The sequence below is a fragment of the Legionella longbeachae genome, from assembly GCF_004283175.1.
GTDB classification, from domain to species: Bacteria; Pseudomonadota; Gammaproteobacteria; order Legionellales; family Legionellaceae; genus Legionella; species Legionella longbeachae.
On record NZ_RXNW01000008.1, the window covers coordinates 125,061 to 140,471 of the forward strand.

The window sequence follows — 15,411 nt, forward strand, 5'->3', positions numbered from 1 at the left end:
TGTAATGAAACAATGTAATAGGAATATGACAAATAAACTGTTTCTTGTAACACCAATGTTACAATACTAAATGCAAAACAATTTATTGGTATATAATGAAGAGGATTCAAATAATAAATGAAGTTTATGCACAATCTTTTCAAAATTATAAGCGCGCTTCAGTTATATCTTTTCTCAGGTGATTCATGAGTACGAGAAAAAGTCATATATTGATTATTGATGATGATCAAGAAATTACACATTTGATAAACGATTACTTAATTAAAAATGGTTTTCGCACTACATGGACTTTAAATGGTTTGAACATCAAACAGTTATTAAGAGAAAATAATTTTGATTTGATTATATTAGATATTATGCTGCCAGGAATCGACGGGTTGAATTTATGCCAGACGATTCGACAAACTCATAGTATGCCTATTATTATGCTCAGTGCAGCAAACAGCATAGCAGATAAAGTTGCTGGATTAGAGTTAGGTGCAGATGACTATATATCTAAACCCTTTAGCTCTCGTGAGTTATTAGCCCGAGTCAAAGCACAATTAAGGCGAACTCAAGGTGAACTTGATATTGATCGTAAAAAACTTACGCCATTACAACAAATACATTTCGATAATTGGATTCTTGATCGCAATACACATTCCTTGATTGACAAAGATTCTGTTGCAATTCCTTTAAGCCATCGCGAATATGAGCTGTTACTCATTTTTTTAGAGCATCCAGGACGTATTTTAAGCCGTGATCAATTAATGGACTTATTATACGATAAGAACTTTGACTCACAAGATAGGACAATTGATGTACTAATTGGACGATTGCGTAAAAAAATCGAGATTGATCCACGTAATCCTCGATTATTATTAACAATTCGTGGAGGAGGTTATCAATTCAAAACCAAGGTTGATTGCGCATGAGCCAACTTACTAAAACTGCAAAAAAGACATTATTTGGATTAATACTGGGTAACCTTTTAATTATCTTTTCTTTTATGCAGTTGGGTCAATATTATTATGAAAATATTCGTTCTCCCCTTCCTCCCAAAGCTGTTCGATCTTTAGTTCAGTTAGTGACTCTGTTACAAAAGAATCCTCAATCTTTGTGGCCTGTCATTTTACGCAATCGAAGCACGTCCTGGGCTGAGATAACCTTATCCCCTAAGCCTTTATTCAAAAAAAATGCTCTATTGACTTTAAAAACCTCCATACTTTTTAATTTAATCAAGCAAAATAATAAATTAGAGTTTTCTGCATTTATAAAAGAAAATAATTGGCTTAACGTCCGTGTTATTTCTCCTTTTCCAAGAGAAACAAACTCAGTAATTAGCTTATTTCTTATCTTAATTGGTGTCTTATTTTTTATTAACTACTGGGCCGTTAAAACCTTAAATCAACCCATACAGACCCTAATTCAAAGCCTTCATTATAGTGAGCATCAAGAAAATTGGTTACCGATACCCGTGACAGGTAATCAAGACCAAAGAGCTATTTTTAAAAAAATAAATGATCTGCAAGAAAAAGTGAATAAGCTTTTGGCCAATCGTACTCGTGTGGTAACTGCAATCTCCCATGATTTACGCACTCCTCTTACCCGCTTAAAATTGCGAGCAGAATATTTAGAAAACGATCCTAATTACAATAAAATAATGGCTGATATCAATGAAATGGAACTTATGATTCGGGAAACACTCGATTATTTTAGAGATATAAATGTTGAAGAAAAGCCTCAGCTTTTTGATCTGGTTGCCTTAATTTCTTCATTAAAAGAAGATGCTATTGAACTCAATTATGATGTAAGTTTTATTAGCGACAATCCCAAATTAGTTTATTTCGGTACTGTTAATTTACTGAAACGAGCTTTTAATAATTTAATTAATAATGCGGTGCATTACGGTTATAAGGCTATGATTCACCTTTCTTGTTTGGAAAATAAAATAGAAATTACAATTACTGACCAAGGACCAGGATTAGCAGAATCTGATTTAGAGCAGGTTTTCTTACCTTTTTATCGGGGTGAAAATTCACGTTCACGCAGCACCGGCGGAACCGGTCTTGGATTAACCATAGCTCGAGAAATTATTCAAATGCATCAAGGTGATATTACGCTCACTAATAATATTCAAGGTGGCTTAAAGGTAGTTGTTAGCTTACCAATAAAACCTCCTTTAAAAAACGTTAAGTGATTTTAGCCGGTAAACTCCTAACATCAGGATTTTTCGAATATGCATCAAGAATATCGTTTATTAATTGTTCAATGATACTTTCCTTTATTTCATCTTCAATTAAACCAATTTTTTCTTTCATTGTATTCAACCGGTTTTCCACCTCTCTGGCAACTGAACCATTTGGGAATAACACTGCCAAAAGACGCCTGGCTTCTCCAGGACCAAGGTGACGATATAAGTGATTCCGGACAGTGGCATCTTCAGCTGTAGTACTAAAGGCCCATAATTCTACTGGTCCTAAAGTCAGGGTCAGTAACTGCACATTAACGCCTGTTTTCGTCGCAAATTGGGCAAGGAACGTTGCTCCTCCCTCCCTGGGTCCATGTACTCTGGTACGTAAAGCTGTTTTTGCAGTGTCAGAAAGCCCGAATATTGACGTTGTTTTCTCTATCGCTTGTGATGGACCGGCATCCATAATATAAATAGCAGTAGCAAAATCTATCATTACAGGATCAAAATCCTCTACCGACTGTGAAAGTAATGCAATTTGTACTTTCCATTTACGTCCTTCACGCATATCAATAATTACCTGCTCACGAACTGCGGAGGACTTTGAAGTGCGGTGGAACTCATCATACACAATACGTTTATGATCTTCTCGAATTTCCTGAACTCTTTGCTTGTGATATTCCTTATATTGTTCAGGTATATTATTTAAACTTTCGTCAGTTAAATAATAATGTCTTGCCAAAACATAACGCGCCAACATATACATAACCGCGGTTTGTCTGTCCGCAGCATCACCACCGCTTTTAGCTACTTCATCGAGATCTAGAGAAACAACTCGTGCATCTCCAATATCAAAACTACTGACGCGTGACAATATAGGGTATTCTCTAACAGCTGCAGAGATCATTCTCGAAAATGCATTGATTAATGATTCGCCAGTAGGCGCAGTAATTCTTTCATATAAATCTTCAATAGATGGAGTTCTACAAATTGATGCTGCATCAGCCAATAAAGGCATTGCATAACGTTGCGCTAACAAGGCCTCATGCGTAAAACCGGCTGAATAAAGTGAGTCTGTAACTTCCCACCAAGTTGATTTCGAATCACGGACAAAACCAATTTCTTCCAAAATACTATCAATAAATTCTTCTACTCCCGGAGAATAGGGTGAAGGATTATATTCATCGGCTAAACTTTTGTATAATTCATCCACTACCATGCCTGCTAAATCAGGCATACCATCGTAAGGCTTTTCGGCACCTAAAGGTGTAGTCAGCAGAGTAATAAAGTTAACTAAAAATGCACGTTCCAATGCAGTAGGATACCGACAACCCAACTGCGTATCAAAAGGATTAATAGAATATTCTGGGGTCATCCTTAAACGATGATAAGCAACCAAGTGACGTTTCGAAGCCGGTAATGCTTCTTTCAATAATGAAATAAGTCCACTACTTGATGGACCAATATCAATGATTGCGATACGCGGAAGGCGTAATAAACCACCGGATAAGCATAAAGCCAGATTAATCGCATTTGATAATACGGATTTACCAGAACCTGGGCGTGCATAAACCAAATCAATCCAAGTGGTTTGCTCGGTTGAGCCGGGCTGAAAAGGCCAAGGCTTTCCATCAGGTGTTCTAAAGAGTAATGCACCTTTTGACCAAGGCGAGGCCGGTCGTGTTATAGGCAGCATGGAAATGACTGAGCTGAGAGGAGCCACAGTGGGAACTGCTGTGCTGTTTAGCGTAGCTCCTAACATGCTGGAAACAAATCCGCCAAAAGGATCGCCACAAATTTCAGAAACATCTGTTGAACCCCATCCTTCGATCGCTTTAACTAATTCAGAACTTCTTTGACGCAATAATGCCAATTTGTCCTCAGGTGCCCAGGTTGTCGCAACAACTCTTAAGCGAACGATTGATTCATCCGTATTAAGATGTATGTATTTTAATAAATTTACTGAATCACTAATCAGACGATTCTGTGCCGAACTAAAACTTAAAATTGCAGTTAAAAGCCCTTTTAGTTTGATAGTTGAAAGTCCTTCACTCTCAATTAGAAATGAAATTCTCCATGGAACATGTGAAGGTAATATACGTGCAAATAGATGAATAAAAGGTCTTACATCCTTGGGAAAGAGATCAATAAATGTTGAGGAGTAAATTTTATCGCCAACTCGAACTGTGCGTAGATCTAATACTTCTGCATCACGGGGGAAAACCTGCTTTGCTAAAGAAGGCCATAATAAGTCAGAAGGATCCCCTTCAAATTCATTAATTTCTCTAATTGTAACTTTGTCGCCAGGCAAACTAGCGCGCCAATCATCAGCAGTATAATCTGGATCAGCAGTCATGCGAATTGCATGTATTGCATCATGGACTTCCATTAATTTTGCAAAAATATGCAACGACTCTAGATCATTCATGATAGAACGCACGTAGGCATCATGAGTATCACGCAACTCCGGTATCGCTGCATAGATGGTTTGTGTATTCTTGAATGGAGGAGCCTTGCGCTCCTTAATCATCTGTGCTTTAGCTTTATTCGCTGCTTTTAATTGCTCTGAAGTTAAATTAAATGGTCGTGTAATGAGCACAAAATAAGTACGCTCTTCCGCACAATACAACGACATATAGTTGACCCGCTCCTCAAATAAATCTGTTAAATTCAATTCGAGTCGCTTAGCTGTTGCAACAGCTGGCTCATAAGTATCAGTAATTAGCTTTTTTATATTTTGTTTATCATGACTAAAATAAACTTGTAAAGAATGTCCTGGGCGTCCCATTGCAGCTTGAAAAGCATTTGTTAACCCTGCAATCAAGTGTTCGAATTCTGCACTTCCTGCAAGTGCTGATATACCTTCTATTTTTAACACCGATAATAAAGAGCCGTCATGATTTACTAATACTGTCGGACTGTCGGCTGTTTCTAAATCGATGTATGATTCTGTTGTTTGCTTAAGCGAAGTACTTAGCCAGGCAAAGAAAGTATCTACTCCCTCGAAAAAAGATTCTGACCAATGCGCCATTGTGTTCCTCACATTTAACTTGAAATTTCTTCTAAAGCACTAGCAGCCCATTTTTCAATTTGTTTACGAAATTTTGCTCTGGAAGGCAATAGAAGTATGTTTTTAAATAACCTGGATCTTCGTTCTTCATCTTGTATACCGGCATCAATTAGCAGTTGCCCGAATATAGCTGGATCACTTGTTCCCTCACCAAATTTTTCTTCAACTATTTGGGATCTAAATTTAAATCCACGATATATATTTTGTGCACTAGATTTATAACCTGTGTCATTGGTAATAGCACAAAATAATACATGACATAAACTGTTTAATTCAGCTTGGCTAAGTTCTGGAAGATAAACTAGAGTTCCTCCACCATAACCACCAACACCTACTGACTCAATAAAAAAGCATTGCGCACAAAAGCAGCATGCTGTCACTAAATTATCAATTTTATTGTTTGTGTAATTATTATCAAGATTAACTATCTCTTGAAATAATCGAGCCTGAAATCCACAAAACTTACAGGTATACCTATCTCTTTGAAATATCTTTTGTTCAAAAGCTTTAAAGCGCTCATCAACCTTTCTGGCTGAATATAAACGCCATGAACCTGGTGTAGCCATTAATTTTAATTTGAATTTTTCTTGATTAACCGCCATATTTAGGCTCACATGAATGCTTTATTTTACTGGCAATTATTCGCTGTCTTTTTATTAAAACATCCTCTCTCGTTTGAGAGAGGATATTTGAAACCAATCCCATTATGATACAAGGAAGCCATTTCTAGCCACTAGTATAAACGGTACCAGTAGGACCAGCTGTTGTACCACCGCTTGAACCGAACATTGTTGATCCGGTAACGCTTAAGATAGAAGGCAGGAACAATAATGCAGCTGCGATAAACACTAAAGCAATCGGTGTTCCTATTGGAATTTGGGTTGGGTTATCTTTGTGCTGTTTAAATTTCATAATCGCACCAATGGAAAACCCCAGACCAGCTAGATAAGAACCAGCAGTGATTAATTTGGTTAAGTTTGTAAATGATGATGTAATCTGTGATGCCATGGCACCTACACTCATACCACCTGCTGCTGCATCCTGGCTGACTAAAGCCAATATGCCCAAACAAACCATACTGGATAACCAATATTTATAACCTGATTTACTCATGACTTTACTTTTCACCATATTTCTCCCCAATTTTAAATTTAAACCAAAACAATCTGTACAATTAAGAACCATACAAGGTATTATTAATCATTTGAATAGTACCTACTATATTAATTGCTAATATTCCTCCAAAAACATGGACTAAGCCCTTTCCAGTCCCCCCTGGTGGTTGTCCCTGTGAAGCAGAACGTGCAATCAACACCCACCCCCTTACAAAGGCAACTAAGCCAATGACTTGAATAATAATCGTTAGAGATCTTCCAACTGGACTTGAAGTACCAAAAAGCGTGTCTAGCGTTGGGTTGCTACCGCCTGTTGGTGCATACTGAAGAACATTTGTATAACCGAACGTCGTTTGCATCATTGTTTCAAATGCAGATGGAAAATAAATAAATAACGCGCCAACAAACAAATAAATTATAGGCTCTTTGATACTCGAATTACTCGACATCATTGTTCGTGCTTCACCATATACCTTTAAACTATAAATCGCCTTAAACAAAAAAGCACAACCAATTAGATAAGCTCCCCCTGTAATTAAACGCTCTACAGGTATTAAATTATTTGCAACATTCACTAGAATATTTATTTCACTTGATAACCAACACGCCGCTGTTCCGCCTGTACATGTATCAGCCATACTAAACCTCAACTATCGTCTTGACTAAACCTAATTACTCGACCAGAGCTTGTTAACACGCGACCCTGTAAAGAATCGATTAGTTTAACTACCCCATATCCTTCGATTTTTGATCCTTCTCTTACTGTAAGTGTAGAACCATTTGTGCCAATTAGCCAAGCTCGACCAGGAATTACTGCATTAATATAGTAATTTATTTGGGGTGCTGGTGGTTGAACATGAATTATCCTTTTGATTAATTTAGGTTTTGTACGTTCCATCAGCACATTAATTTCTTCAGATTGTTTTGCTACTTGATTGCTCAAATCACTAATTACCTGATTAAGTTTAGCTATTTGCGCGCTTAGGGCATTGACATTATTGTTAACATTACCCACTTGCTGATTCACTGAACTAACCTCTGTTTGAACTGTTTGTTGTGTCGCTTCAATAGAGGCTACTTTCTGTTTCAATTCTCTGCTCTCTTCAACAATGCGTGGTTGAATTGCCTGTACTTGCGGTTGTTGTATGGGCTCTTGTGGAATCTCCGTTTGAGGAGGCTGCTGAGGCTGAGGAGATGGAGTTATTTCAGCTACAGGAGCAGGAGTGATACTCTCTTCTGTAGGAACTTTAGTGGATTTTCCAAAAAACATCCCTCCAACAAATTTATACATTAACATAATGAATACAACAAAACCTACAGCTATCAAGGCATTACGCTTAATGTTCTTTCTCGGCTCTGCTCCGCCTTGCCCCATAGAAGTAGTACTTTTGGGGCTGTATTCCGGATTCTCAATGGAATCATTTTCGAGAGAATCTAATTCAGCGAATTTATATTCATCATTTTGATCATTATCTGCCATTTTTACCCGCCATTAAATAGTTTTTACGTCCTGAGTAAATAAAACCCCTACGGGAGTTCCTGAATAAACCTCGACGGTGGGAGGTGTATTAAATAATACCTGGGCCTGTTGTCCCCATGTCTTACCAACATCTGCCAGCGCAATTACCGCATTTTCCAAGGTAGAGCGACCAACGCCATTTGCAATGGTCACATTATTCCCCGTACCTGTACCACCAATAGTTACTGTTGTATTCGCGGACTGGAATGCATTTCCAAATCCCTCTAAAAATGAGGACGCAAATAAAGAACCATAACGCATTAGATAATGATTATTGGTTTTACTTGAAAGAGCTGTTCTTGCCGTATTTGGATCAATTGCATAGGCAGAAATGGAAATTGTTTTTGGTGCACCTGGAATTGACATTGTATTAAATGTAATAACCATTTTGTTCGCGTTTGAAGGCAAATTAAAGCTGCCAATTAACTTAGTACCTTTAAGTCTTCCTGAAATGATAGTAGCAAGAATTGGTCCTGGCTCATCACTATTGACTGAAGTATCAATTACGGCAAAGAGAACATCACCGGTTTTAATCATATTTACATCATTATTTGATACCACAGTTGTTGTGGTCTGAGTAGTAGTACCTTCTGATGCAACAGCGCCTGTTGCAGCAACAGCTACAGCTTTTTCTGTATTATTTCCTTCACTATAAGATTGCGTAGCCACACCTTTCCATTCGTTTAACAATGCATTTGCTGCGTTTAACATATCATTGCTTTTTTGTGCTATTTTTTGTTGGTATTTTTGTTCTGCAGCGAGCTGGTTCTGTTTATTTAATATTGCTTGTAACTGCTGATTACTGTTATTGGCGGCAGCGCCTTGAGTTGTCTCAGCTGCGGCTCCCTGCCCTACAGTTGGTATACCATTGAGATTAAATGCCCCTTGCTGCAGATTTGGATTACCTAATCCAGCTACTTCTGATGACATTGGATTATATCCAGCACTTTGTATTTGAGAAGCACTTAACCCCGCATTTTTTAATTCGTCCGCACTATATCCAGCATCAACCAAATCTTTAGCTCCAAAACCCGCAGCTCTTAGCTGTGTTGCACTAAATCCTGCATCTTTCAAATCCTTAGCACTAAAACCTGCATCTTTTAATTCAGCAGCACTAAATCCAGCATCCTTTAGCTCTTTAGCACTATAACCCGCGTCTTTTAGTTCTTTGGCACTAAAACCCGCAGCTTTTAATTGAGCAGCACTAAAACCTGCATCTCTCAATTCTTTAGCACTATAACCTGCATCTTTCAGTTCTTTAGCACTAAAACCCGCATTTTTTAAATCTGTAGCACTGAATCCCGCATCTTTTAAATCTTTTGCACTAAATCCCGCATCTTTTAATTCTTTTGCACTGAATCCCGCGTCTTTTAATTCTTTCGCGCTAAAGCCAGCATCTTTCAAATCTTTCGCGGTAAAGCCAGCATTTTTTAATTCAGCTGCAGTAAAACCTGCCTCTCTGAGCTCTTTAGCTGTATAACCGGCATCCTTTAATGCCTTGGCAGAACACCCTAGAGTTTTCTTTATTGCCAAAGCACTAACACCAGCCGCTCTTGCTTTTTTCAAAGATTCAACACTGCAATCTGCCACACGTCCAGCAGCGATAGTATCTGCCGGGGTAAGTCCCGCATTTGCCAAGTCCTTATTCGTGTATCCACCAGAAAGTAGCTGAGAGGGCGTAAAACCGGCATCAAGCAAAGATTGAGCGCCAAATCCCGCATTTTTCAAATCTGCGGCAGTAAACCCAACATCCTTCAAATCCTTGGCAGTAAACCCTGCATTTTTTAAATCTGATGCTGTAAATCCGGCATTTTTTAAATCAGCTGCACTAAATCCAGCATTTTTTAATTCAGCAGCGCTAAATCCCGCGCCTCTTAAATCTTCTGCATTAAATCCTGCATTTTTCAAATCTTCCGCACTAAACCCTGCTGCTTTTAACTGTTCAGCACTGCACCCTGCATTTTGTCTAATAAGTGCCGCACTGACTCCAGCCGCTCTTTCTCTTTGTAGCACCGCAACATCACAACCTGCCTTCTTAATAGCGTCAGGAGAAAATACTGAGGCCAATGGACCCTGTGCCGCATTGATATCTGCTGGAGAGTAACCAGCGTTAGCAATAGTTTGCGGTGTAAAACCAGCATTTAACAAATCTTTAGCAGTATACCCTGCCGCCTTTAGCTCTGCGGGAGTAAAGCCTGCATTTTTCAGATCCTTAACACTAAATCCTGCATTTTTTAAATCAGAGGCACTAAATCCCGCATTTTTTAAGTCTGCAGCACTAAATCCCGCATTTTTCAAATCTGTCGCACTAAACCCTGCATTTTTTAAATCTGCAGCAGTAAATCCTGCTGCTTTTAACTGCGCTGCGCTACACCCTGCATACCGAGTAATGAGTTCGGCGCTAACTCCTGCGGCTTTTTCTCTTCTTAAAGCATCTACATCACATCCCGCTTTCTTTATATCATCAGGTGTGATGCCTGGTGGTAATTGTCCTTGTGCAGCATTGATATCTGCTGGAGAATAACCTGTCCTAGTAAGTTCCTCTGGCGTAAAACCAGAATTTAATAGATCTCTGGCAGTAAATCCTGCTGCCTTTAATTCCGCAGGGATAAAGCCCGCATTTTTCAGATCTCTTCCACTAAATCCAGCATTTTTCAAATCTGCAGCTGTAAATCCTAAAGCTTTTAAATCAGCAGCACTAAAACCTGCATTTTTTAAATCAGCAGCACTAAAACCTGCATTTTTTAAATCAGCTGGGCTAAACCCTGCTGCTTTTAGATCCGCTGCACTAAACCCAGCTGCTTTTAGATCTGCTGCACTGAACCCTGCTGCTTTTAATTCAGCAGCAGTAAAACCTGCATCTTTTAAATCAGCTGCGGTAAATCCTGCTGCTTTTAATTGTGCTGCGCTGCATCCTGCATATTGTCTGATAAGCGCCGCACTAACTCCTGCTGCTCTTTCCTTTTTCAAGGCTTCAACATCACACCCTGCCTTCTTTATGTCATCAGGCGTAATTCCTGGAGGTAGCAAACCTTGCGCTGCATTGATATCTGCTGGAGAAAACCCTGCAGCCTGTAATGCATCACCCGTATATCCCGCATTCTTTAGATCCCTTGCACTAAATCCTGCTGCTCTTAGGTCAGCTGGATTAAATCCTGCGTTTTTTAAAGCCTGAGCACTAAACCCCGCCTCTTTCAAGTCGGCTGCGCTAAATCCTGCTGCCTTCAAATCTGCTGGACTAAATCCTGCATCTTTTAAATTTTTAGGACTGAAACCAGCATTCTTCAAATCATTTGCAGTAAAACCTGCTGCCTTTAATGCTGCGGCACTACATCCCGCATATTGCTTAATAAGCGCAGCACTAACTCCTGCCGCCCTTTCTTTTTTTAATGAATCAACATCACAGCCAGCTTTTTTAACATCGTCAGGGGTAATTCCAGGAGGCAACTCTGTTTCTGCTGCTTTTATATCTGATGGAGAATAGCCTAAGTTTGCAAGATCATCCGGAGTAAATCCTGCGTTCAATAGATCTCTAGCAGAATACCCTGCTGCTTTTAGTTCTTCAGGTGAAAAACCCGCTCTTTTTAGATCTGCTGCACTAAATCCTGCATTACGTAACTCTTTTGCAGTAAAGCCTGCCGCTTTTAATTGTGCTGCACTACACCCACTAATCCGGCGTATAGCTGAGGCAGTTACACCTGACTTACGTAATTTAGTTAAAGCATCAACACTGCATCCTGCTTTTAAAACATCATCAGCACTCACTCCGGTAGGTAAACCACTGGCTTTAGCGATTTCCTCTGGAGAATATCCTGCCCCCTTAAGTTCATCGTCAGAAAAACCAGCATCCTTGAGTTCTTGGGCTGTGAATCCTGCATTACGTAATTCACAAGCATTAAAACCGCAATCCTTTAATCGAGAAGCACTATAACCTGCATCTTTAAGTTGTCTTGCATTGTATCCTGCCGCTTTCAACTCTTTACAGGGACACACTTGGCCTAAATCTTTCAAACCATAACCATTATCTTTTAGCTGTGCACAACTGCACGCGGCCTTTAAATCACTTAATTGAGCTCCTTGACTTACAACCTGAGACACAGCGGATTTAGAGCATCCTCCATTTTGTAATGCTTGCAACCAAAGACTTTTTTGAGCGCCCTCATCATATTCTCTGGCTAAACTTACAAATCCAACACCAGTTTGGCCGCCTTGAGAACCAATCACACCAACACCTTCACCCAGTGCCTGGGTTCTGATGATTGTTGGAATAGCACTCCCACCAGTTTTCTCTGCTTTTTGTGCCTGGCTTACATTTTGCTCTTCCTGCAATCGAGCATATTGTGCTGTGGGATTAAGGACGCCAGGAATTGATTGAATAGCTCCTGGAGCATGGCTAAGCGTTGCTGTAGCTGATGGCCCAGAACCAGCCCCTTTTAATTTTATATATCCTATAACTACCGCTACAATTAGTAAGGATAATGTAAATATAATAATAACCCGAGTACGCGTATTCGAAAAAAGCGACTTTAAATTTTCTTTTTTTCCAGCCATTTATAACCCTTCTACCTTGAGCTGCATGACCTTCCCATGCCAGGAAACTAATAATACCGGAGATTTTTGCATTTCATATGCATGCGTCCCATCTGCGCTAGTCATACTTGCTAACCAGCCCGGTGACAATATAGTAAGATTGGTTCTAACATACATTCTGTCGTTGGCTAACCAAGCGCGAGCATCCCCTCCTGTAACTACCAAACGCTTGCTTGCAGGAGGTGGCACTCCATCTAAGACATGAAGAAGCAACTCACTTGCTGATGGAGGAATTCCCGTCTCTAAAGGCATTGTTTTAGCATTAGGCCCATAACCTTGGACACGTAAATCCACTCGATAATCTACTGCCTTTTGACCAGGTATTAAGGTAAGCATCACTGGAGTATTTAAGCCTCTTAATCGAACAGCCAAGTTGCCATAATTGTAGGCCTTCGTTGCTTGAATCATAAGCGTATTACTCGTTTTATCCCATACAATATTAAAAGCACTGGGATCGCCTAAATCATATGCCCCAATCGGCCAAGGAGCACCTGAAGAATCAAGAAATACTAACGAAGAAACAAAACCTTGTGCCAAACGAATGACAGGTGGAGTTGAACCTGGTGATAAGTTAACGAATTGGGAAGTTGCTGTAGGCTTTGGAGGTGTCCCTGCGGGCGAAGCCTTAGCATATTCCATCGTGTCATTCATTTGCTTTAATTGCACCACTTGTTCTGTATTCAGTGGATACAAACTTTTTGTCATATCTCTAAACGCTTTATTGTTGATTACCTCTTCATCACTCTGGGTCACCACCTGCTGATTCGTGGCGGCAGGAGGAAGAGTAGGTTGGGGCACTGGTTTTGCTTTGGGAGCCTTATATATTTCATTCGCTAATGGAATAGGAATATTATTATTTTGGTCTTGAGCAGGTGCGGGATTTGGCGTTATAGCCGAACTCTGGCCTCCTTGAGCTGCCTGATTTGGTCCTGCCGGTTGATTTTGTGACAAGCGTTGTTGCAACAACCGTAACTGCTGTAACGCTTGTTGTGCACTATCATCCTGTGCAAAAGCTAAACCAGTCATGGAGTAAGTTCCACAGAGAAAACAAAACTTTACAAACCAATTCAATTTGTTCATTAGGATACCCCACCAGCGGCAGGCCCGACTACAAATTGTGATATACCAATTCCTCTAGGCGAATTTAAAGTAGAAACGCGTGTAATTAACATAGTTACCACATTATTTTGTTGGGTAAATTCACTAGCACTTTGATAGGTTACTAATATAGGCATTTGAACACGCCACGAATAATTTCCATTTAAGACCCCTTTTTGCAAAATAATAGGCGCTCGTGTAGCAACTGCAGACACAATAAGTTTTTTAGCTTTTACTGCATCCAGATTGTTTGATTGTTGCAAAGCATTTAGAAATTGGTCCCAACCTTCTGGAGTAAAAAAACCGGAAGAAGCTTGCAACTCATCTCTATAATTGACGAAATTATATGTAAATGCTGCGATTGCAGCCTGATTGGCCCATTGCAAAACTGCAGAGTCTGACTGGTTAGGTTCATTTAAAGGGAAAAGTGGTGTAATTCGACCATTGATGCTTGTAGCAAAATATTTAGGGGCTGGAGGATGTGTAATCATATACACCAGCATAAATGCCATTATGATATTTACTAGAAGAGCAATTAGCAACGCAAGGATTACCTTACGCTGACTATCCTTATAAAAGGTGTTTCTTAATGCAACAGTTGTCAAGGCATCTTGAGCCATAATATCCTCGTATATCGCTTATTCCGGTATTAATTTATCCTCACTATCCGATACAGGATCAGGAGGAAGTAATGCTTGTGCTGAATAATTTGGAGATAGCATTGGTTTTAACTTAATAGGTGGTGCTACTCCACTCGTTGCATAAAAATCCCGTTCGGGCTCCGTCAAATATATATAAAACAATGAAAGGCAAAAAATACAACTCAGTATTAAAGAACAAATCAATGCAACTAGCCCGCGTCTATATACATTAACATCAAACCTTTTACTTTTCTTGATCAAATTCCAGGTTTCACGACTCATCGCATCCCCTATGCTACAGCACGTCTAAAGGTAATTTCTACTCGAGCATTTACTGAACTATCACCACCTTCTGTGTATGCAATTATAGGTTTATCACTCCCTAACCCTTGCGTAAATATAAATCGGCTATCGACGCCTTGTGACCAAAGATATTCGCTGACTACTCGTGAGCGAGCTAACGTCAACGCGTGCTCTCTTTGTGGTGAGATATATTTGCTGCTATAACTCGCTATATTAATTGCTATTTTGCGAAATTGCTTCAGGAATACAGCTATTTCATTTAACAATGCATATGACTTCCATTTTAAATGAGGGGTTTCTGACTCAAATAAATAACTTGCGGGAATACTAATCATGTAATCTTGGCCAATAGTGATTACTTTTACCCCTTTTCTATTTAAGTTCTTTGCGAGCTTCATAATAGTAGCATCACAAGCCCCTAAAACTTTGCAGGGGTATTTCGGCTCCTCTTTATCAAGAGCCCAATGATCACGACTACAGGAAGTTACCATTAATAAGGCAGCCAATCCAACAGCCCGAATTAGATTAATCCGCACCACTCTCACTCGTTATCCTCATATTTCAAAATAATAACCATAGATTCTGACTGTAGTTTTATTGCATTTTTATCTTTTAGAAAATTCTATAAATCATTACGTTACAATGAATTCAAGAAAATATCTATTTTTTTAAAAATTTATTTATTGGTTTATCATTTTTTGAAAAAAAACAAGCCACTCGGGTTTGTTTTTTTTCAAAAATCCATTGCCCCATTCATTTTAAATTCATTTCATCCTTAAAATTATTGGATGATGTGAATTCAAACAAACGAGAAACTTTCTAAATTTAAGGGAGAAAAGAGTGTTGGCTCTTAATGCGGTGGATAAACACTTTTATAATATTACAAAGAATTCTCATTTGCAGAA

At 39.2% G+C, this 15,411-nt stretch carries 12 protein-coding genes; 2 read left to right on the forward strand and 10 right to left on the reverse strand.

Annotated features, from left to right (window positions below; all coding sequences use genetic code 11):
- Positions 1-185: 185 nt before the first annotated feature.
- Together EKG34_RS09760 and EKG34_RS09765 are read left to right on the forward strand one after the other, a co-directional pair.
- A complete protein-coding gene (locus tag EKG34_RS09760; RefSeq protein WP_003635148.1) occupies positions 186-914 on the forward strand; it encodes a response regulator transcription factor in 729 nt (242 codons plus the stop codon).
- Positions 911-2,179: a sensor histidine kinase gene (locus EKG34_RS09765; RefSeq protein ID WP_003635147.1), complete on the forward strand. Its 1,269-nt coding sequence runs from the start codon at positions 911-913 to the stop codon at positions 2,177-2,179. Before EKG34_RS09760 ends, EKG34_RS09765 begins: the two co-directional genes overlap by 4 nt.
- On the opposite strand, the gene EKG34_RS09770 is transcribed toward EKG34_RS09765, so the two are convergent.
- From EKG34_RS09770 to icmN, 10 genes are all read right to left on the reverse strand, one after another.
- Positions 2,172-5,201, reverse strand: coding sequence for a hypothetical protein (locus EKG34_RS09770; protein ID WP_003635145.1), 3,030 nt, complete (start codon positions 5,199-5,201; stop codon positions 2,172-2,174). The two genes, EKG34_RS09765 and EKG34_RS09770, sit on opposite strands and share 8 nt — an antisense overlap.
- Positions 5,202-5,215: 14 nt before the next feature.
- Positions 5,216-5,842 carry a type IVB secretion system protein IcmJDotN gene (icmJ, locus tag EKG34_RS09775; protein ID WP_003635142.1) on the reverse strand — a complete coding sequence of 209 codons (627 nt, stop codon included), beginning with the start codon at positions 5,840-5,842 and terminating at the stop codon, positions 5,216-5,218.
- 124 nt (positions 5,843-5,966) lie between these two features.
- Complete coding sequence (locus EKG34_RS09780) at positions 5,967-6,371, reverse strand: hypothetical protein (RefSeq protein WP_003635141.1); 405 nt, start codon at positions 6,369-6,371, stop codon at positions 5,967-5,969.
- 43 nt (positions 6,372-6,414) lie between these two features.
- Complete coding sequence (locus EKG34_RS09785; protein ID WP_003635139.1) at positions 6,415-6,993, reverse strand: hypothetical protein; 579 nt, start codon at positions 6,991-6,993, stop codon at positions 6,415-6,417.
- A gap of 8 nt (positions 6,994-7,001) precedes the next feature.
- Entirely contained in the window at positions 7,002-7,835 is an 834-nt protein-coding gene (gene icmG, locus EKG34_RS09790; protein WP_003635137.1) for a type IVB secretion system protein IcmG/DotF, read from the reverse strand.
- Between the two features lie 12 nt (positions 7,836-7,847).
- Positions 7,848-12,425 (reverse strand): type IVB secretion system protein DotG/IcmE, encoded by a 4,578-nt coding sequence (dotG, locus tag EKG34_RS09795; RefSeq protein ID WP_003635135.1) that lies wholly within the window; start codon positions 12,423-12,425, stop codon positions 7,848-7,850.
- Positions 12,426-13,544 carry a DotH/IcmK family type IV secretion protein gene (locus tag EKG34_RS09800; RefSeq protein WP_012979366.1) on the reverse strand — a complete coding sequence of 373 codons (1,119 nt, stop codon included), beginning with the start codon at positions 13,542-13,544 and terminating at the stop codon, positions 12,426-12,428. It lies immediately after the preceding gene.
- Complete coding sequence (locus tag EKG34_RS09805) at positions 13,544-14,182, reverse strand: type IVB secretion system apparatus protein IcmL/DotI (RefSeq protein WP_003635131.1); 639 nt, start codon at positions 14,180-14,182, stop codon at positions 13,544-13,546. Before EKG34_RS09805 ends, EKG34_RS09800 begins: the two co-directional genes overlap by 1 nt.
- 18 nt (positions 14,183-14,200) lie before the next feature.
- Positions 14,201-14,485 carry a type IVB secretion system protein IcmM/DotJ gene (icmM, locus tag EKG34_RS09810; RefSeq protein WP_003635130.1) on the reverse strand — a complete coding sequence of 95 codons (285 nt, stop codon included), beginning with the start codon at positions 14,483-14,485 and terminating at the stop codon, positions 14,201-14,203.
- Between the two features lie 8 nt (positions 14,486-14,493).
- Entirely contained in the window at positions 14,494-15,051 is a 558-nt protein-coding gene (gene icmN, locus EKG34_RS09815) for a type IVB secretion system protein IcmN/DotK (RefSeq protein WP_035904990.1), read from the reverse strand.
- Positions 15,052-15,411: the final 360 nt, after the last annotated feature.